This is a genomic window from Anabaena sp. AL09, from assembly GCF_001672255.1.
Taxonomy (GTDB): Bacteria; Cyanobacteriota; Cyanobacteriia; order Cyanobacteriales; family Nostocaceae; genus Dolichospermum; species Dolichospermum lemmermannii.
The window spans coordinates 1-21,062 of record NZ_LJOQ01000099.1; the positions used below are offsets into that span (position 1 = coordinate 1).

The 21,062-nt window shown below is 41.5% G+C and carries 10 protein-coding genes and 2 pseudogenes; 5 read left to right on the forward strand and 7 right to left on the reverse strand.

Annotated elements, in window-relative coordinates; genetic code table 11:
• Positions 1-174: 174 nt before the first annotated feature.
• Positions 175-666 (reverse strand): GNAT family N-acetyltransferase, encoded by a 492-nt coding sequence (locus AN490_RS20115; RefSeq protein WP_300006618.1) that lies wholly within the window; start codon positions 664-666, stop codon positions 175-177.
• A gap of 209 nt (positions 667-875) precedes the next feature.
• Entirely contained in the window at positions 876-1,595 is a 720-nt protein-coding gene (locus tag AN490_RS20120; RefSeq protein WP_300006619.1) for a class I SAM-dependent methyltransferase, read from the reverse strand.
• Between the two features lie 30 nt (positions 1,596-1,625).
• Between AN490_RS20120 and AN490_RS20130 the strand changes: the two are divergent.
• A pseudogene (locus tag AN490_RS20130) lies at positions 1,626-1,905 on the forward strand (hypothetical protein).
• Here AN490_RS20130 and AN490_RS20135 read toward each other — a convergent pair.
• Positions 1,826-3,469 carry an ABC transporter ATP-binding protein gene (locus AN490_RS20135; protein ID WP_300006622.1) on the reverse strand — a complete coding sequence of 548 codons (1,644 nt, stop codon included), beginning with the start codon at positions 3,467-3,469 and terminating at the stop codon, positions 1,826-1,828. The pseudogene AN490_RS20130 and the gene AN490_RS20135 sit on opposite strands and share 80 nt — an antisense overlap.
• 361 nt (positions 3,470-3,830) lie before the next feature.
• Between AN490_RS20135 and psaC the strand changes: the two genes are divergently transcribed.
• The 4 genes from psaC (at position 3,831) to AN490_RS20155 (ending at position 7,085) form a co-directional block, all read left to right on the forward strand.
• A complete protein-coding gene (gene psaC / locus AN490_RS20140) occupies positions 3,831-4,076 on the forward strand; it encodes a photosystem I iron-sulfur center protein PsaC (protein ID WP_015080270.1) in 246 nt (81 codons plus the stop codon).
• Positions 4,077-4,240: 164 nt separating this feature from the next.
• A complete protein-coding gene (locus AN490_RS20145) occupies positions 4,241-4,396 on the forward strand; it encodes a hypothetical protein (protein WP_168651943.1) in 156 nt (51 codons plus the stop codon).
• Between the two features lie 28 nt (positions 4,397-4,424).
• Positions 4,425-6,302, forward strand: coding sequence for a glutamine--fructose-6-phosphate transaminase (isomerizing) (gene glmS / locus AN490_RS20150; RefSeq protein WP_300006623.1), 1,878 nt, complete (start codon positions 4,425-4,427; stop codon positions 6,300-6,302).
• A gap of 183 nt (positions 6,303-6,485) precedes the next feature.
• Positions 6,486-7,085, forward strand: a complete 600-nt coding sequence (locus AN490_RS20155; RefSeq protein WP_300006624.1) for a thermonuclease family protein — start codon at positions 6,486-6,488, stop codon at positions 7,083-7,085.
• Here AN490_RS20155 and AN490_RS20160 read toward each other — a convergent pair.
• The 4 genes and pseudogenes from AN490_RS20160 to AN490_RS20180 form a co-directional block, all read right to left on the reverse strand.
• Positions 7,082-7,520, reverse strand: a pseudogene (locus tag AN490_RS20160) (type I restriction-modification enzyme R subunit C-terminal domain-containing protein); the annotation flags it as partial. The gene AN490_RS20155 and the pseudogene AN490_RS20160 sit on opposite strands and share 4 nt — an antisense overlap.
• Before the next feature lie 480 nt (positions 7,521-8,000).
• A complete protein-coding gene (locus AN490_RS20170; protein WP_300006627.1) occupies positions 8,001-9,320 on the reverse strand; it encodes an MFS transporter in 1,320 nt (439 codons plus the stop codon).
• A 158-nt stretch (positions 9,321-9,478) separates the two neighbouring features.
• A complete protein-coding gene (locus AN490_RS20175) occupies positions 9,479-14,443 on the reverse strand; it encodes a non-ribosomal peptide synthetase (protein WP_300006628.1) in 4,965 nt (1,654 codons plus the stop codon).
• Positions 14,443-20,961, reverse strand: a complete 6,519-nt coding sequence (locus tag AN490_RS20180) for a non-ribosomal peptide synthetase (protein ID WP_300006629.1) — start codon at positions 20,959-20,961, stop codon at positions 14,443-14,445. Before AN490_RS20180 ends, AN490_RS20175 begins: the two co-directional genes overlap by 1 nt.
• Between the last annotated feature and the right edge of the window lie 101 nt (positions 20,962-21,062).

Here is a 21,062-nt window from a genome sequence, read left to right on the forward strand (position 1 = left end):
AGCATCTTAATTTTTGAATTGACTTTAGTTATTATGTACTACTTTAAGGGCTTTTTTGATCTGTGACAGTTTGGGGTGCGGAATGTGGGATTAAAAACAATTTGATATACAAGAGTTTCAGCCTTGAGTCATTTATAGCACTAGGGCTGAATATTTTTTTGAAGGCTTTCCTGACTACATTACCCGCAAACCTAAAATTATCAAATCTCGTTCCACTCCGTCCAAATCAGCAATTTTCGGTAAATTCCCCCAGACTTGAAAACCGAACCAGGCAAATAATTTTAAACTGGGTTGATTATGAGCGAAAATAAAACTAACTAACGTCTTTAAACCTAAATTGGGACTTTCTTGGATGGCTTTTTCTAAAAGTTGTTTTCCCAAACCACGTCCTTGAAAATCTGGGGAAATATAAATACTAATTTCCGCGGTAGAATAATAGGCTGGTCTACCGTAGAATGATTGGAAACTCAACCATCCAGCAATTACACCCTCCGTTTCCACTACCCACAGGGGACGTTGTGAGGGGACTCGTCCTTGAAACCAAGCTAAACGACTTTCCACAGACACAGGTTCTAAGTCAGCGGTAGCCATGCGACTAGGAACAGCAGCGTTGTAAATGGCGACAATGGCGGGTAAATCAGATTCTAGGGCATGGCGGATCATCATTGCTGCTATTTGGGCAAAATTCTTGATAAAATATCTCCAAATAATACACTGTCGCCGGAAAAGTTATCAGCTTTTCTGTTGATTGCATTCGGTGTGAGGTACAGCAAGAAAGAATTAACCGCAGATAAAAGATGATGGACGCGGATAAACGCAGATAAATTTGTATCTGCGTAGAGTAGGAAACGCTAGATAATCTTCTGAAGATTATCTTAAAACCGGACTTTGTACAACTCGAATAATTCTCCTAATTGCCGTTTGACTATTTTAGCACCTCCAACTTTAATGGTTTTTTCCCACTCCGCGACAGTTTCTAGAAATACCTCTGCACCTAAATAAGTTTCTAGTACAGCCCAATCTTCAGCTAAAGGCTGTTCTGAATTAAGAATATCAAATACAAAATGTCCCCCTGGTTTCAATACTCGTTTGACTTCCACCAAGACAGCTTGCCAATATTCTAGAGGAAAATAGCAACTAAATCCTGTAGCAATGACTAAATCAAATTGACTTTCATCATAGTTTAAATGGTGAGATGGTCCTAATTCTACACCTTTGAATAATTTTGAGTTTAACTGTGAACCACGGGAGTTGAGGGTGTCTTTGGCTATATTACTAATTTCTTGCCCATAAAAGAATGCTTGCCAATCTCTCCAAGGATAGATTAAAAAACTGACACCGCAACCAATATCTAAACAATGTTCGTTTTTTTGAGGTTGAGCAATTTGCCAAAATGGTGAAACTATTCTCTCACTTAATCTGCCATTAATCCATTCTCGAAATATTGGCATTGCTTCTACTTCGTCGGGAACTGCAAATTTCTGATTTTGATATTGATGATTAAAGCGATATGCTATTTGTCCTATTCTCTCTTGCCATTTATCTGAGGAATAGCTATTTCTTTTATAAGAATTAGAAGGCAAATTTTTAGACATTAATTATTTTTGTCAGTTGTCAATTGTCAGTTGTTAGTAGGGGCGAAGCATTTGGAAGATAAATTATCGGTCATTGCCAAAAATAGTTCCCCAAATGCTTCGCCCGTACAGTTGTCAGTATGCTTCGCCCGTACAGTTGTCAGTAGGGGCGAAGCATTTGGAAGATAAATTATCGGTCATTACCAAAAATAGTTCTCCAAATGCTTCGCCCGTACAGTTGTTAGTTGTTATTAAGCTTTTGCTAATAAAGGTGCAGCAGCTAAGAGGGTTTGGGTGTAGGGATGTTGAGGATGAGCAAAAATTTGCTTAGTCTGTCCTAATTCAACTATTTTACCACCATTCATTACGGCAATGCGATCGCACAAAAACCGCGCTAACCACAAATCATGGGTAATGAACAAATAGGTTAAATCAAATTCTGCCTTTAGTTGTAACATCAAATCGAGAATTTGTGTTTGCACACTGGCATCTAACATACTCACTGGTTCATCACATATTACCAGTTTTGGCCGAGTAATTAAAGCCCTGGCTATAGCTACCCGTTGTTGTTGTCCTCCAGATAAATCGGCGGGATAACGGTGATAATAGAGTTCTGCTGGGGTTAAACCCACTTTTTCCAACATCCATAAAACCTGTTCTTTAGCTTTTACAGCATTAGCTAAATTATGAATTAATAAAGGATCTGCTATACTTTGTCCTACCGTCATAGCTGGATTTAAACAAGCATGAGGATCTTGAAATATCATTTGGATTTGTCTCCGAGAAGAGCGGATTTTTTGCCGAGATAAACTGGTTAATTCCTGGCCTAAAAATTCGACTTTTCCCGATGTCGGACTAATTAATTGTAAGATAGTTCTCGAAAGTGTACTTTTCCCACAACCAGACTCTCCCACTAATCCTAAAATTTCTCCAGCATACAATTCTAAATTAATCCCATCTACAGCTTTAACCGTTTGTCCTTCTCCTTTAAATATCCGTTCAATAAAATTCGGTTCTATAGTATAATGTTGCTTGAGTTCTGTAATTTTTAAAATGGGATTTGCCTTTTCTGTTCCCTGTTCTCTTTTCCCTGTTCCCTCTTCCTTTTGAATATGTAAAGCGGCTTTTAATAAAGATTGAGTATATTCATGTTGTGGATGAGCAAATACAGTTTCCGTTTTTCCCATTTCCACCATTTTACCCTGATACATTACCCCAATGCGATCGCAATATTCCCCTACCATTGCTAAATCATGGGAAATTAATAATAATCCCATATTTTTCTCTGCACACAATCGCGTTAGTTCTTGGAGAATCTGAGCAGAAACAGTCACATCTAAACTAGTCGTTGGTTCATCAGCCACAATTAACTTAGGACTTAAAAGTAAAGCTAAAGCAATAGCTACCCGTTGACGCATTCCCCCGCTAAACTCATGGGGGTACTGACTCCAACGACTAGCGGGAATTTTCACCTTTGCCAAAGTCGCTAAAGCCTTTTCCTTCGCTTGCTGTTTCGATAATTCCGGTAAATGGGCTTGTAGAGTTTCAATACAGTGATTCCCAATTGTCATCAATGGATCAAGGCGCGTCCTGGGGTCTTGAAAAATCAAAGCTACCGCTTCACCTCGAAACTTTTGCATCTGAATTGGTGTCAAATCTAATACTGATTCCCCTTGAAAATTTACTATTCCTTCAACGCGACTAGAGGCAGGCAATAAACGCATTATCGCTTTTCCAATAGTGGATTTACCACAACCGGACTCTCCCACCAATCCCATTCTTTCGCCAGGCTTGAGAATAAAAGATACACCATCAATCGCCCAGCTTTCTACCTCTCCACTCCGTCGCGGATAAGCCACACGGAGATTTTCAACACTAAATAAAGCTTCACTCATAATTAATTATTTTATAACCTTTGATATTGTTCGGGATTCATCATAACTCGACCAGGATTAATCAATCTATAGATTATAGATAATGGGTATGATAGATAACCTCTAAAAAACGACTATTAATTTACATATCTTTACAATTCGCCATCTGGGAAAGAGAGGGGGTTGGGTAAACACTTGATGGCGATGTTCCTGATTACAGCCATATAACAGCGATCTTAGTAGATAAATTATCTAAAGTGTCTATTACATTGTTTAAAGTTATGTAGCCTTTTGCTTACAAGCTATCAAGCCCTGGGGTAAACTATGCCTTGATTATGATTCTTTCACTCCAGAAGAACACCCGCAAGGAGCAGTTTTTTAAATGTCTCATACCGTTAAAATCTACGACACCTGCATTGGCTGTACACAATGCGTCCGCGCTTGCCCTACGGACGTGCTAGAAATGGTTCCTTGGGATGGCTGTAAAGCTGCTCAAGTGGCTGCTTCTCCCCGCACCGAAGACTGTGTAGGTTGTAAGCGTTGTGAAACTGCTTGCCCCACCGATTTCTTGAGTATTCGCGTTTATCTAGGCGCTGAAACAACTCGCAGCATGGGCTTGGCTTACTAAGAATTTCATTTCTAAATTCTTGGTACTTTAGTGCTGAGGAGTGAGAACGGGAGAAACATCAAGATTCTTTCCTCATTCCTCAGCATTTTTTGTCAGTTGTCAGTTGGTAGGGGCGAAGCATTTGGAGAAGCATGTCTCGCAACTACCGATAATTTATCTTCCAAATGCTTCGCCCGTACAGTTGTCAGTTGGTAGGGGCGAAGCATTTGGAGAAGCATGTCTCGCAACTACCAATAATTTATCTTCCAAATGCTTCGCCCGTACAGTTGTCAGTTGTCAATGACCAATCACCAATTCCAGCAACTATACTTAAAATTTAATCATCCTGAAACCGGAGTGGTTTAAGCAATGTGTGGAATAGTTGGATATATAGGCACTCAGCCAGCGACAGATATTTTACTGGCTGGACTAGAAAAATTAGAATATAGAGGTTACGATTCAGCCGGAATTGCCACTATTTTGGCAGGTGACGTGCATTGTGTCCGAGCTAAAGGCAAATTACTCAACCTGCGTTCTAAACTGGAACAAATCGAAAATCCTGCCCAAATAGGGATTGGTCACACGCGCTGGGCAACTCATGGTAAACCAGAAGAGTATAATGCCCATCCTCATCTAGATACGGCATTGCGGATAGCAGTGGTACAAAATGGGATAATTGAGAACTATCGAGAATTGCGGGAACAATTAAAAGCATTAGGACATGAATTCCGTTCAGAAACAGATACAGAAGTAATTCCCCATTTGATTGCTGAGTGTTTAAAGCATTCTCCTGAAAATCCTCTTTCCCCTTCAGTATTTTTAGACGCTGTGCAGGAAGCTGTAAGTAAATTAGAGGGGGCTTATGCTATTGCGGCTATTTCTGCTGACTACCCCGATGAGTTGATTGTAGTTCGCCAACAAGCGCCTTTAGTCATTGGTTTTGGCCAAGGTGAGTTTTTCTGTGCTTCCGATACCCCGGCGATTGCCCCCTATACCCGCGCTGTATTGTCCCTAGAAAATGGCGAAATTGCTCGTTTGACTCCTTTAGGCGTGGAGGTCTATAACTTTGCTGGAAATCGCTTAAAAAAGCATCCCCGCACTTTGAACTGGAATCCCATTATGGTGGAAAAACAGGGATTCAAACATTTTATGCTCAAGGAAATCTATGAACAACCGGGAGTAGTGCGGGATTGTTTGGAGGCTTATTTCCCTGCTAGTTCGGAAACACCTGTAAATTTAGGTTTACCGGCAGATTTTTATGCAGATTTAGAACAAATTCAAATTGTCGCTTGTGGTACAAGTTGGCACGCTGCGTTGGTAGGTAAATACTTATTAGAACAATTGGCAGGAATTCCTACTCAAGTACAATATGCTTCGGAATTTCGGTATGCACCATCACCGCTAACGCCTCATACTTTGACTATTGGCGTAACTCAATCTGGAGAAACTGCTGATACTTTGGCAGCTTTGTCTATGGAAAAAGACCGCCGACAAGGGAAGGAAGCTAAGTATCAAGTACGACTTTTGGGGATTACTAATCGTCCAGAAAGTAGTTTAGGTAATATGGTGGCGAATATTATCAATACTCATGGGGGAATTGAAATTGGTGTGGCGGCAACGAAAACTTTTGTAGCACAATTAATGGCGTTTTATGCTTTGGCTTTAGATTTAGCTTATCGTCGTCAGGAAATTAGTGATTCGAGATTTGAGGAAATTCTTACAGGTTTACGTCAGTTACCAGGGGAAATTGAAGCGATTTTAGAAACGCAAGAACTTTATATTGAACATTTAGTACATGATTTTTCAGAAACCAAAGATTTTATCTTTATTGGTAGGGGAATTAATTTTCCCATTGCGTTAGAAGGGGCTTTGAAATTAAAGGAAATTAGTTATATTCATGCGGAAGGATATCCAGCAGGGGAAATGAAACATGGACCAATTGCGTTGTTAGATGCGAAAGTTCCTGTAGTTGCGATCGCTGTTCCTGGTAATGTATATGAAAAGGTAATTTCTAACGCCCAAGAAGCAAAAGCCAGAGATTCCCGGTTAATTGGGATAACTTCTGTTAAAGATGGGGAAGCGGCGGAAATCTTTAATGATTTAATTCCGGTTTCTGAAGTTGAGGAAATTCTGTCTCCAATTCTCACGGTTATTCCGTTGCAATTGTTAGCTTATCATATTGCGGCGCGGCGGGGTTTGGATGTAGATCAACCCAGGAATTTGGCGAAATCGGTAACAGTTGAATAAATTCTAAGTAGGTCGGCGTTAAAAATTATCGTTGTGGAAAGGCAAGAGGTAAGAGGCACTCATGCAAGAGTGAAGAGGTTTTTGGAGATTTTACTTTTCTTTACACAATTTGGTTTTATTATGTTGACCTACTTAGCGCAATTTTACACAAGAACAGGCTAAATTGTCTTTGGGAGATGTCTAATGAATAAATTAGTGAAACAAGGATTAGTTTGGCTAGGTGCAGCTACGATTGCAGTTAGCTTAATAGCGTGTGATAGCTTGTTTCCTCCTCAAGGTGATCTAGTTGAACGGGTAAGTGATGGTGATACATTAATATTGAAAAGTGCTGATGGTAAAAAGTTTACGGTGCGGTTTGCTTGTATTGATGCTCCAGAAATAGCGCATTCTCAGACAGAAAAGAAGAGTAAAATTACTCAAGATGTCAATCAGTTTGTTTGGGGTATGAAAGCGAAAACACGGATAGAGGAACTGATTAAACAAACAGATAATCGTGTAAAGTTAAATATTACAGATAGCGATCGCTATGGGAGAAAAGTTGCTGAAGTTCGTTCAAAAGATGGTACGTTTTTACAGGAAGTCTTGTTAAAAGAAGGATTAGCTAAAGTATATCGTCCCTATTTAAGCAAATGTCCTAGTAGGGATATTATTCAACAAGCCGAAGCACAAGCGCAAAAACAAAGGATTGGTATTTGGAGTGATCGAAAATTTATTGATCCTTGGGATTATCGGAAAGCAAATAATTCACATAGAATGAAGAGAACCACTGATCTCAAATATTAAGCTGCTTTGTTCTGGGAATACAAATATTGTTGAAACTCGATAAATACTTTGCTGATATTAGCAACGCTTCCTAATTGTGTCACAGCATCTCTAACAGTTTGATATTTCAATTCTAACAGTTGTGGTAATTTAGCCCGATCTAATTCCTCTACTCCATCTTTAATATATTGATCTAGAACAAAGTCGAGAAACTCCTGCTGTTTACCAATATATCGAGAGAAAATTAAGGATTTATGGGCTAAAACTCGTTCGTTCTTGGGGTTCTCCGTCCCATTCAGGATCATTGAAATGCTCGTAGGCTTTGACAAAATCATAAATAGTAAAATAGTCTTTTCCATCATATAAACGAGTCCCCCGACCGATAATTTGTTTAAATTCAATCATGTAATTGATAGGACGCATTAACACAATATTCCGCACATTGCGAGCATCAACCCAGGGGAAACGCATCTAAATTATCTTGACAAAATACTATATTAGTGCATTAAAACGGAAAAATATCTAATTTCATTCAAAAGATGATTAATTCCTTTATTAATGTCCTAAAAATTTAATAAATTTAGAGTAATTATTTATTTTTTATGATGGATTTATTTTGTTCAGATATATATATTAATATCTATAGTCAAAGTCCCCCTTTTTAAGGGGGATTTAGGGGGATCTAAAAATATTTGATACACCATGAGGGACTTTTCAAACACCCTCTAAGGGTGCGGAATGTGGGATTTAGGGTAATCCTTGCGGGGTAAGGGTTGTAGAGTTTTTTGTTTACAAAGCTTTACATCGTGATGAATTTTGCGCGTATCTTTTCTTTACCCCTATGAAACAAGCCGTTTAGCCGCGTTGTCACCCGTCAAGGCGATTGCATGACCCCTGTCACAAAATCGCTCTCATTTTGTGATCAGACTGAAAGTGCTAAATGACATCAGGCAATTCGTCTTCCATAAACCACAAGCGAGGATATCGGTAAGCTGCAACAGTTACAAGTATGGCTATAATTTCCATCGTAATAAATAGCAGACCAATACCGCGACCTGGCCCTACTCCAATGATTTCTCCGATGCTTCCTGCCAATAGACCGTTCTTCGCCATTAAAGGCTCGAAAATTCGCTCTGCTAGAGGGCCAGCAACAACATAAGCTAGCGGGATACATGACATCCAAATCATTTTAATTGTAGCAAAGACCCTGCCCTGAACTTCGGGAGCCACTTTTCGGAGGAAGATCGCGTCGCAACAGCCATTGATGATTGGTATGCTGAAGAAAAACAAGAAATTGAGTACGGCGAAGAGTGGCAAAGAAGTGCGTAAACCAAATGCTAAGATGCTCATATGAGCGAAAAGATCGAAAGCAAAAATGCCACAGATCAGCGATCTGGGTCCCCCCCAAATAGTCATCGCCAGACTGCCCAGCACCATCCCCACACCGCCAATGGATTGAATGGTTCCGAGTTCTGTAACTGAAGCGAATGTTAGTACCAAGGGTGTGAGCAAAACCTCAACCACTCCCGTAACAAAGTTGTCCAGCGCGAATAAAATCAGCAGCACTAACAGTCCGGGGCGAACGGCAATGTAAGTCCAGCCATAAACCACGTCTTGCCAGATAGAAGCTTTTCCATCTTCTGAAACCGCAGCCGTCTTAGTGTTAGGAAAGCGAACGAGTAACAGAGTTGTGAGGGCAAACAGGAAGGTAACAAGGTCAATTAGGATGACACCTTGAAGCTTTACAATTCCTAGCAAGACTCCTCCCAGTAGAGGCGAGATTAGCTGGGCGCAGGCTTCTCCTGACCGAACTACGCAGCTAGCACGCGGCAGGTATTTCTTTGGGATAAGCATTGATGTGGAAGCAGTGTAAGCTGGCAACTGAAAGGCTTTGAAGACAGAACTGAGACTAACGGCTAGGTAGATGTGCCAAATTTCCAGGCTTCCGGTAGCGAGTAATAGGGCCAGCACAGCTGTAGTTATGCCCGCACCAGAGTCAGAAACAATCATGCACCAGCGCCGATTCCAACGGTCTACCAATGCACCAGCTACCGGAGAAATCAGGATACAGGGTAGCATGGCAGATAACAAAATCAGAGAGAATTGGGTGACTGAACCTGTACTCTTGTAAACCCACACTCCCAATGCAAAGCTAGTCAGACCGGACCCGGTTAGGGATACCAGTTGTCCGAACCAAACGATCAGAAAAACACCGATTCCACCTGTAAAGGGTCGAAGCTTAAGAAGCTTATTCATACTATTTTAAGTAGGTTAGCATTGAAAATTGTCGTTATGGCACTAGGCAAGAGGCAAGAGTGAAGAGGGTTTGGCCGATTTTACTTTTCGTTACATATTTCGGTTTTTTTCCGTTCACCTACTTAAATTTGTCAATGAAAATTTCTGCTATTTGGCGTTTATTTCGGCTCGACTGGCAACACATAGCCTTCACAATGCAAGTCGGCGGACTGAAAGCCCAACTGTTCTAAACCTTGATAATGCTGCACGCAAGTTTCTAGATTCAGTAATCCTACAGTGGGTTCCATATAGTCAAATCGAGTTGAGAGCAGACTGGACAGAACGCAACCCATTATGTGTTGGGAATTGGTTGGCACATATTCTTTCCATAAAGCTTCATTCAGGTTATTTTTTATCCATTCGGGTAGATGGATGACCGTTTCTATCTGCTGAGGTGCTAGAAGAACTCCTCCTTCGGTAAAGAGAATATCTTTCTGTTTCTCAAAGCGCTTAATTGCCTGTTCTGGGGAGAAGCAGTGTGGGCCAGAATCATCGACAATTAAAGTACCAGGTTTCACCCGTTCGATGTCGAGGATGTCTGGTACGCTGGTAGCACCAATTATTAAAGTAGCATCGTAGATTTCGGGCGGAAGTTCTAATGTTGATGTCGCTATTTGGATAGAACCTCGAAAACCTAAATCGCTGATGAGTTCGCGTTGAATATTTTGAATTGATTCCAGTTTACTGTAAACATCGCATAGGATAATGTTCGATGGATGCGGCAAGCATTTTAACATCAAGCGCAGGGTATTAAGACCAATCGAACCTAAACCGATGAATGCTACTTTCTCCTGCTCTAAAGAACGGTTGCTAAAGAGTAAAATTTTCTTAATCGTCAAAATAACAGCAGAGCAGGTTGTAGCGTGTCCTGTAGTGATTTTTGGTAAATCGGTACGTCCCTCAACAGCTTTGAGAATGGCTCGACCGTAATCTGTTGCAGAGGGAATCAAACCTGTTAAAGAAACAGTTTTAGCACCGAGTCGCCCTGCCATTTCTAAAGCTTCAACAGTCATTTGTACAAGTTTTTGTGGGTCACTGTATAGTTCATCCTCGAATATAGGGAGGGTTAAGACCCCTATTCGACCCCATTTAGTCTCCATCACAGTATCCCACATCGGCAGGTTGTCAAACCAATTTTGAAGGACTTGATTGCGAGTTAAGCCAGTTCCTTTTAGTAGGGAGAGAAAAAGATAACTCAGAGCGACTGAGTCAATTGGTGCTATTTTCCCTACTGCAAACAAGGACAATAAGGAGCGCTGTTCTAGTTGGAAAAACGGAGATATGTTTGTAGTTTTGGTAAAAGATGCGGTCATAGTTTCCTCAATTTTCGCTTGGGGTTTTTCTGGAGTAAAAGATGTATTTTGGGTAGACAACTTCCAAAGCACTTGTGCTAATTCAGCTATAGTGGGGTAACTAAATAAAAGCTTGACTGAAACTTTAAGGTTCATCTCTACTGAAAGCTTAGATACCAGTGAAATAGCTTGCAGTGAATGTCCTCCCAGTTCAAAGAAATTATCATTGATTCCCACTTTTTTTAATCCCAAGACTTCAGCCCAGATAGCAGCCAGTTTTGTTTCAGTAGGGGTGCGCGGTGCGACAAAATTATCTTCTCCTTCCTTGTCGAAACTCTCCAGTGGGGGTAAGGCGCGATGGTTTATTTTCCCGTTTGGAGTTAGGGGTAGTGCTTTCATTAGTACAAAACTGCTTGGTAGCAGATGATCGGGTAGCTTTTGTTTTAAGTAGTCCCGCAGAGAACCGCTGAGTGTGCGCTGTGAAGTTTTCCACAAGCCTTGAGTGTCCAACTGATAGGTTATACTTTGGTCAACTTTAGCCTGTTCGGAAAATGTAAGATTAAAACTAACCCCGACCTGTGGTGGACGCAACCACGCTACTGTCCCAGAAAGCCAACGCGGTTCGCTCTCTCCAGGCAGCAGCAGATGCAGGCGGACCTGTTGACCTTCAGTAATAGTTGGCGTTGGCATACCCACTAGATCAACAGCGCCATTGGAGATATTTTCTGTGTGGAGTTTGATGGAGTTACCGTCTATTTCTAGTTGGCATTCACTGTGATAGGGGATGCGCTCTAGGATGAGGTTAGAGACGACATAAGCGACGAGGCGCTTGTTGCCTGGTGTGTCTTCTCGGCAAATGACTACTGGTTGGAGTACATTCGGGTGTTGTGCTAATAGTGCTTCAACTTCTCCCAGTTCGATGCGGAAGCCACGTATTTTTACTTGGTTATCAATACGACCAATAAATTCGATATTACCATCTGGTAGATAACGTGCCTTATCCCCTGTTTTATAGAGGCGGGAACCGGGTTCCTTTCTAAAAGGGTTGGGAATAAATTTTTCTTCAGTTAAATCAGGTTGGTTTAAGTAGCCTCTTGCTAGTCCATCTCCACCAATGTATAATTCTCCTGGAATGCCAATCGGTACAGGTTGCAAAGACTGATCTAATACGTAGGTTTGAACATTCCGAATCGGACGACCAATCGGCAATGCTGCTGATGCTATTTTTGCTGCTGATAAATCGTATATTGTGGCTCCTATAGTAGCTTCGGTCGGTCCGTAATTATTCACCAGACTCACTCGTTGCCCCACATACTCCAACCAAGTTTGCAATCGTTCGGTTAGGGCTTTTTCTCCACCAATAATTACCAATCGTAATGACAGAGGGAGGGTAAACTTTTCTTGACTCAAGAAAACGGTTAGTTCATGCCAGTAGGCTGTCGGTAGTACTAAAACAGTTAATTTCCAATCCCTGCACTTCTGCAAAAATATACCAACTGAGTCGAGCATGGAATCAGTACGCAAGACAAGGGTTGCACCTGATGTCAAGCTGGTATAGATTTCTTCAGCACTAACATCAAAACTGATCGAGGAGAATTGTAAAATGCGATCTGCGCTCCCCGCAGCAGCGAAGCTATCGCACTTCTTTATCCCATATTCAATATTGACGGCAGTGATATAATTTACAACAGACAGATGTGGGATGGTTACTCCCTTTGGTTTTCCAGTCGATCCGGATGTATAAATGACATAAGCTAAGTTCTGGGCATTTACGGTATCACCAATATTTTTCTCACTGTATTCGGAGATCGCCTCCCATTGTGTATCCAGACAAACTACCTGTGCTTCATGCTTGGGCAGCTTGTCAACTAACCGTTGTTGAGTCAGCAGCACTGGCACAGCCGAGTCTTCTAACATAAAAGCCAAGCGTTCTTGAGGATACATTGGGTCAAGCGGAACGTATGCGCCTCCAGCTTTCAGGATACCCAAGAGTCCTACTATCATCTCTAGAGAACGTTCTACACAGATACCCACTAAAGTTTCTGGTTTCACGCCTAGTGTTTGTAAATAGTGCGCTAATTGGTTAGCTTTGGCATTTAGTTCTCGGTAGGTTAACTGCTCGTCTTTAAAGATGACTGCTACTGCGTCTGGTGTTTGTTCTACTTGCGCTTCAAATAATTGATGAATACATAGATCGTGAGGATAGTCTTGTTGGGTTTTATTCCACTCCACTAATAACTTGTGTTGCTCAATCGCACTCAAAATTGGTAAATTTGATAGCTTTTGTTCTGGATTCGCGACAATACCTGCTAACAGCGTTTGCCAATGCTGTACCATACGGGTAATGGTCGTTGCATCAAATAGGTTTGTACTGTATTCAAATGCCCCTGTTAAACCCTGCTCGGTTTTCTGCAAAAATAAGCTTAAATCAAACTTAGCAGTATGATTTACTCCAGCATCAGATATGTTAATTGTTATATCTTTGAGAGTAATAGTAGATACTGGCTCATGTTCCAAAGCAAAATCTATTTGAAACAAGGGTGTGTAGCTTAAGTTACGCTCCGGGTGCAGTGCTTCTACTAACTTTTCAAACGGCAGGTTTTGATGATCGTAGGCTTCTAGTACTACTTTTTTAACTTGTTGTAATAACTGGAGAAATGTAGGGTTGTCTGATAAATCAGTGCGTAGAACCAAATTATTGACAAAAAAACCAATCATTTCTTGGATTTGAGAGTGCTGACGATTAGCGACTGGAGTGCCAACAACGATATCTGACTGGTTGGTGTAGCGATAGAGTAATATTTTAAATGCTGTGAGTAGCAGCATAAAAAGTGTGACTCCCTGCTGCTGACTCAAACTTACGAGTGCATCACTAATATTTTGCTCAATGCTAAAAACTTGCGTGGCTCCGCAAAAGGATTGTACCGCTGTTCGGGGGCGATCGCTTGGCAATTCTAACAAAGTTGGCATTAGAGCTAGTTTTTGCTGCCAGTAAGCGAGTTGAGACTCTAGAACTTCTCCTTGTAACCACTGCTGTTGCCACACAGCAAAGTCTACATACTGAAGGTGTATTTCTGGTAAATTTGGCGTATGATGCTCCACATAAGCAGAGTAAGCTGTGGTTAACTCCTTCAAAAAGATATTGACAGACCAAGCATCAAAGATAATGTGGTGAATTGTTAGTAGTAGAACACTTTCTGTTGGGGTAAGCTGGACTAGCTGTGTCCGCAGTAGAGGATCTTGAGCGAGATCAAATACATACTTAGCTGCATCTGAAGCTAATTTCTCATACTCTAGCTCCTGTTCACTTGCTGGTAGAGGACGCAAATCTATGACTGGCAATGTAAAATCTCTAGTGGCAGCAATCGCCCCAAGGGGTTCTCCATTTACGGTAATAAAGTTAGTGCGGAAGATTTCGTGGCGATTGATGAGTAATTGCAAGCTTGACTCTAAGGCGGCAATATTGAGTTGACCCCTAAACTGCAAGCTAAACGGCATATTATAGGAGGGGCTGTGAGGCTGTAGTTGGTTGACAAACCAAAGACGTTGTTGGGCAAACGAGAGAGGAAAAGTATTGTTCTCTGTTCTGGATATAGGAGCGATCGCAGTAATATTAGTTTGAAGATTCGCTTGTTGTAAAAACGAGATAATCTCAGTTTTGCGATCGCTAATTGCTGATTTTAGCTTGGGGGTGAGAGTTCCTTCAGGAGCATTGCAACGAAGGTGATCGCCTTCAATAAATAGGTTAATATCCAGCCTACGGAGGTAGTTAACAAACTCAATTGTATTCATTAAAATTCCACTTCTTCTCTGGTAGAGACTGTATTGTTGCTAGTGTCAAGACTTTGGTTTACCCAAGAAATTGCTTCAATGTAGTTAGAAAGACTAGCTACAGTAGGAGCTTCAAACAACTTAGATAAGGGCAACTCAACTCCGCAGCTATCATTCACTTGTAAGAGCAGTTGAGTTGCTAGTAAAGAGTGTCCACCTAATTCAAAAAAATTATCATTTATACCCACTTGTGATACTCGCAAGACTTTTTCCCAAATGGATGCAACCAATTCCTCTGTAGGAGTCTGAGGAGCTACAAAATTTGCTTTTTGAATCAAACTATTGATATCTGGTGCTGGTAATGATTTGCGGTCTACTTTACCATTTGGGGTTAGGGGTAGATTATCCAGTGTGACAAAAGCACTGGGTATCATGTAATCGGGCAGTTTTTGTTTGAGGAAGTGGCGCAGGTCGCTAATGTTCAGTGCTATTTCTGCTTGGGGGATGATATAAGCTACTAATTGTTTGTTACCTGCGATGTTTTCGATGGCAATGACTATAGTTTCTTTGACTAATGGATATTGAGAAATGGCGGTTTCAATCTCACCTAGTTCGATGCGGAAGCCACGTATTTTTACTTGGTTGTCCAGCCGACCAAGAAATTCAATATTGCCATCTGGTAAATAACGAGCTAAATCTCCAGTTTTGTAAAGTCGTTCACCTTCTACAAAAGGATTAAGAATAAACCGCTCAGAAGTTAGTTCCGGGCGATTAAAATATTCCCTAGCTAGACTATCACCCCCCAGGTAAAGTTCGCCAGCGACACCAATGGGAAGAAGTTGAAGGTAGGGATCAAGAATGTAAGTTTTTGTATTATTAATTGGTTGTCCAATGGGAGGCAATGCTGGCCAAGTATTTATCGAACCTGTGAGGGTAAAGGTGGTGACGACATGACTCTCTGATGGGCCGTAATGATTGTGCAAAGTACAATCAGTTAAGTTGCTAAATAGGTTGGCAATGGCAGGAGTAATTTGCAATTGTTCTCCAGCAGTGATGATTTCCCGCAGAGTATTGGGAATTAATTTACGATTAGCAGCTACCTCCGCTAATTGCTGTAAGGCAACAAAGGGTAGAAATAATCTTTCAATAGCTTTTTGGCTGAGAAAATCTAATAAAGCTCTGGGATCTCGGCGTAACTCTTCTGCAATCAAATATAATGTTCCACCGGAACACCAAGTGGAGAACATTTCTTGGAAGGAAACATCAAAGCTCACAGGAGCAAATTGCAGAGTTTTTGCACCACTTGCAACTTTCATATTTTCCAGTTGCCACAAGATGAGATTGCAAAGAGGAAGCTGACTCATTGCTACCCCTTTTGGTGTACCTGTAGAACCAGATGTATAAATTACATAAGCTAAATTACTAGGTTGTACATAGCTGCAAAGATTTTCTTCTGTTGACTGAGATATAACCTGGCAGTCACTATCCAAACACACTACAACTGTTTGATGCTCTGTTAGTTTGGTAACTAAATGCTGTTGCGTCAACAGTACCTTAACCTGTGAATCATTTAACATGAAATTCAGGCGTTCCTGCGGTAATTGCGGGTCTAGCGGCACATAGGCTCCCCCAGCTTTCAGGATACCTAAAATTCCAACTGCCATTTCGAGCGATCGCTCTACACAAATACCCACCAATACCTCTACCCCCACGCCCAGTGTTTGCAGGTAATGGGCAAGTTGGTTAGCTCTGGCATTTAGTTCTTGATAAGTCAGTTCTTGCCCTTCAAAAACTAGTGCTATGGCATTGGGCGATCGCTCTACCTGCGACTCAAACAACTGGTGGATACACTTATCTTGGAGATATTCTTTTGTAGTATTGTTCCACTCAAACAGCAGTTGATGTCGCTCTCGTTCCGTAAGCAACGGCAATTCTGACACTCGCTGCTGTGGATTAGCAACGATTCCCTCTAGTAATGTCTGCAAATGTTCTGCCATTCGCTCAATGGTAGTCGCATCAAACAGATCGCTATTGTATTCCCATTCCCCTATCAATCCAGAAGCAGTATTCTCCATTAATAGGGTCAAATCAAACTTGGTCGTTCCACTTTCCACTGAATACGAACTTACAGTTAAGTCAAGCAGATCCATTGAAGGCACCAGAGCGTCGTCGAGCGCGAACATCACCTGGAATAGGGGCGTGTGGCTTAAGGAACGCTCTGGTTGCAATGCCTCTACCAACTGCTCGAAGGGAAGGTCTTGATGAGTGTAAGCTTGCAGCGCTACTTCCCGGACTCTGCGGAGTAATTGCTCAAAAATAGGGTTGCCCGACAGATCGGTATGCAATGCTAAAGTATTGACAAAAAAGCCAATTAGCCCTTCGATTTCCTGTCGAGTGCGGTTAGCCACAGGCGTACCTATTACGATGTCATCGGAGCCTGTATAGCGATAAAGCAATGTCACAAACGCTGCATATAGCGTCATAAACAGGGTGACTCCTGTTCGCTTGCTCAACTCGGCAAGTGCTTCGCTCAACTCAAGAGAAAGTGCTATATATTGGTGTGTCCCCCGGAAAGTTTGAACAGCAGGTCTTGGTCGGTCTGTGGGTAATTCTAATAAAGTAGGAGCATCCTTTAGTTGTTGTTTCCAGTAGTTAAGCTGTGTTTCGAGTACCTCCCCAGTTAACCAATAGCGCTGCCAAACAGCAAAGTCAGCGTACTGTACGGGTAATTCCGGTAAAATTAGAGGTTTACCAGTACATTTGGCTTCGTAGAGCGCGGCTAACTCCCGGATGAACACGCCTGTTGACCACCCATCAAAAATAATGTGGTGTACTATTAGTAAAAAAACGTACTCAGATGAGCCTAGCTGTAGCACCATCACTCGCACTAAAGGCTCTCGTTCTAAATCAAAAGGTTGCTGTGCCTCATTTGTGGCTAATCGTTGCGCCTCAACTTCTCGCTCATCAAACGGCAGATTTTGTAAGTCTACAAACAGCAGTTTCAATTCTAGAGTTGAGGCTATAACCTGAATGGGTTGACCTTCTATTGTTGTGAAGTTTGTGCGTAAGGCTTCATGACGACGGATGATTTCGTTGATGTTGCTTTCTAAAGCAGTGACATTGAGTTGACCGCTCAGACGTAAGGCGGTTGGGATATTGTAGAAGGCACTGTTTGGCTGTAATTGGTCAAGGAACCACAACCTTGCTTGTGCGAAGGATAATGGAATATTGTCTGAGTGTGGAATTGGTAATAGCGGTTGAACTGGTATGGATTGTCCGCTATTGAGCGAATTTTCAACTTGTTGAGCAAGGGAGGCTACTGTGGGGGTTTCAAACAGGCTGCGTAATGGTAATTCCACTGCTAAGGTGTTGCGTACCCTCGATATCACTTGAGTTGCTAGTAAGGAATGTCCACCGAGTTCAAAGAAATTATCGTCAATGCCCACTTGTTCAATTCCCAGAACACAACCCCAAATGTTAGCTAGCATTTCCTCAATCGGAGTGCGAGGAGCTACAAAAGTCGGTTCCAGTTCGGGTCTTAATTCAGGTTGGGGGAGGGCGCGACGGTCTACTTTGCCATTGGGTGTTAGTGGTAATGCCTCCAGCACAACAAAAGCACTAGGCATCATGTAGTCGGGCAGTTGCGCTTTTAAGAAGTGGCGTAGGTCACTATTTGTGGGTGCTGGCTCTTGATGCGGGACAAGATAAGCTACTAATTGTTTGTCACCTGCACTGTTTTCTCTGGCGATGACTACAGTTTCTCGCACTACTGGATGCTGTGAAAGAGCTGCCTCAATTTCACCTAACTCGATGCGGAAGCCACGAATCTTTACTTGGTTGTCAATACGTCCGAGATATTCGATGTTTCCATTTGGTAAATAGCGTGCTAAGTCCCCAGTTTTGTAGAGGCGAGAACCAGGTTCATTGCTAAAGGGGTTAGGGATAAATTTCTCATCAGTCAAATCGGGACGGTTGAGGTAGCCCCGTGCTAAACCAGCCCCAGAGATATATAACTCACCTGGTATCCCAATTGGTAAAGGTTTGAGGTGACTATCTAAAATATAAATTTGTGTATTGGCTATTGGTCGTCCAATAGATACAATATTATCTTCAGGTTGAATCAAACTAAAGGTGGAATAAGTCGTATCTTCCGAGGGTCCGTAAAGGTTAAATACCTGTTGAATATTAGTATTTTGATATAGTTGCTGCACAAGTTTTTTTGCAAGCGGTTCGCCCGCCAAGTTGATAGTACGTACTGAAGCGGGTATACCATCAATTCGGAGCAATTGAGCGATTGCAGAAGGTACAGTATTAACTAGGGTAACTTGTTCAGTTGCAGCAAAACTGGGCAATGCCAAGGCATTTTCCACTAAAATCACCTTGCCTCCGCAACTTAAAGGTGCAAACAACTCAAAAACTGACAAATCAAAGCAAATTGAAGTTGCAGCCAGAACTCCCGCGAAATCCTTTGCGGTAAACACCTTTGTTGCCCAACTTAAAAAGGCAACTGTACTGCGATGTTCGATAATAACTGCTTTAGGTCTACCTGTAGAACCTGAGGTATAAAGAACATAAGCTTTATATTTGGGTAAAACTATTGTTTGGAGATTTTCGCTGCTTTGTTTGCTAATTGCGTTCCAGTCAGTATCTAAACAAATAACTTGCGCCGAATGTTTCGTTAATTGAGTCAACAGTCTGCTGTGGGTAAGCAACACAGGCACTTGAGCATCTGACAGCATGAAAGCCAATCGCTCTTGAGGATACTTAATGTCTAGGGGAACATAAGCACCACCCGCTTTGAGTACACCCAACAACCCCACTATCATCTCAATGGAACGTTCTACACAGATACCCACCAAAACTTCTGGACCTACACCCAGAGATCGCAGGTAATGTGCCAACTGGTTGGCTCTTGTATTCAATTCTCGATAAGTCAGTTGTTCCTCTTCAAATACCACTGCCACAGCGTCAGGCGATCGCTCCACCTGTTCCTCAAACAACTGATGGATACACTTATCCTGGAGATACTCAGTAGTGGTGTTGTTCCACTCAAAGAGCAACTGCTGGCGTTCGGTTTGAGTCAATAACGGCAATTCAGAAATTCGTTGTTCTGGATTGGTTGCGATCTCTTCCAGTAAAGTCTGCAAATGTCCTGTCATCCGAGCGATCGTTTCAAGATCAAATAAATCAGTATTATATTGCCAACAAACTTGAAGAACTTCTGCGGCTTCCATCACCAAAACATCTAGGTCGGAGGTCACTCCCCGTTTATATCCCAAGAGGTATGGTTCCATTTGCAGTATTTCCCTGTGGGATGAAGCTAAACCTGGTTGATACCAATGCTGTTTTTGCGTGTTAAAGGAGGCTTGAAATAGAGGATAACGACTGGAATCGCGCTCTTGCTGAAGCTGTTCTACTAAAAGAGGAAAGGGATAATCCTGGTGCTTTTGAGCTTCTTGTACTTTCTGAGTTACCTGAGAAAGGAGTTCTGTAAATGTGAATTTCCCTGAAACAGAGGTTCGCAAAACAACCTCATTGACTAAGTAGCCGACGGTTTCTTTAAACTCTCCACTCCATCGGCTCGCCATCGGAATTCCTACAAGAATATCTTCTTGTTGAGTGTAGCGGTAAAGCTGTACATAGAATGCCGATAACAGAATCAAGTCAAGACTTGTTCCAGAGGTTATAGCTAGATTCCTAAGTTTTTGAATTAATTGTTCATCTAGCTTTAAAATATGCGTTTCTTCCTGATAGGTCTGTACAGGAGGGCGCAATTTGTCTGTTGGCAGATTTAAAATAGATAACTCACCAGCTAATTGTTTTTGCCAATATTCCCTCAGTTCTTCTCCTCTGGAATTAGATAGTAATTCAGATTGCCAACGTACAAATTCTATATAAGATAAATTCTTAGCAGAATCTTCTTGCTGAAAGTCAATTTTTTCAATTTCTCCTATATAAAAGGTTTGAAGTTGATTAAGTAATATATCAAAAGACCACAAATCACCAGCAATGTGGTGCATTGTTAATAGAAGAATATGTTCTTCAACTGATTGCGTGAATAGATTGATTCGCAAAACCGAATCAGTTTCTAGGTTGAAAGGACAGTCGGTTTCAATGAAGATTTGTTCTCGTAAATAATCTTCACTCCAATTTGAAGCATCTGTTATCTGAATATCAACTTCTTGCTTTTCGTGAATCCGCTGAACTGGTGTTCCTGCATAGGAAGTGTATGTGGTACGCAGAATAGCATGACGCTCAATAATTTTATTCCAAGCTCGACGCAAAGCTTCAATATCTAATTTTGAGCTAATTCGCACAGTTGTAAAAATGTTGTAAGCAACACTTTCTGGGTCAATTTGGTAAAGAAACCACAAAGCTTGTTGACCATGAGAAAGAGGATGAAAGGCGGAGATAGGCGGATTATCAAAGACAGATACTCCCTCGAGTGCAGTGCTAATTTTTGTTTTTCTGTTTGTGCTATAATCTGTCTGATCTGAATTGGCAGCAGTAATTTCTGAATTATTAAAAGACTCAATCATTTAATTTAGTTTAAGTAGGTCGGCGGAAAAGTTTCTAACTATGTAACGAAAAGTTAAGAATGGTTATTTTTGTTAAAATGAATACGTTCTGTACTGTATTG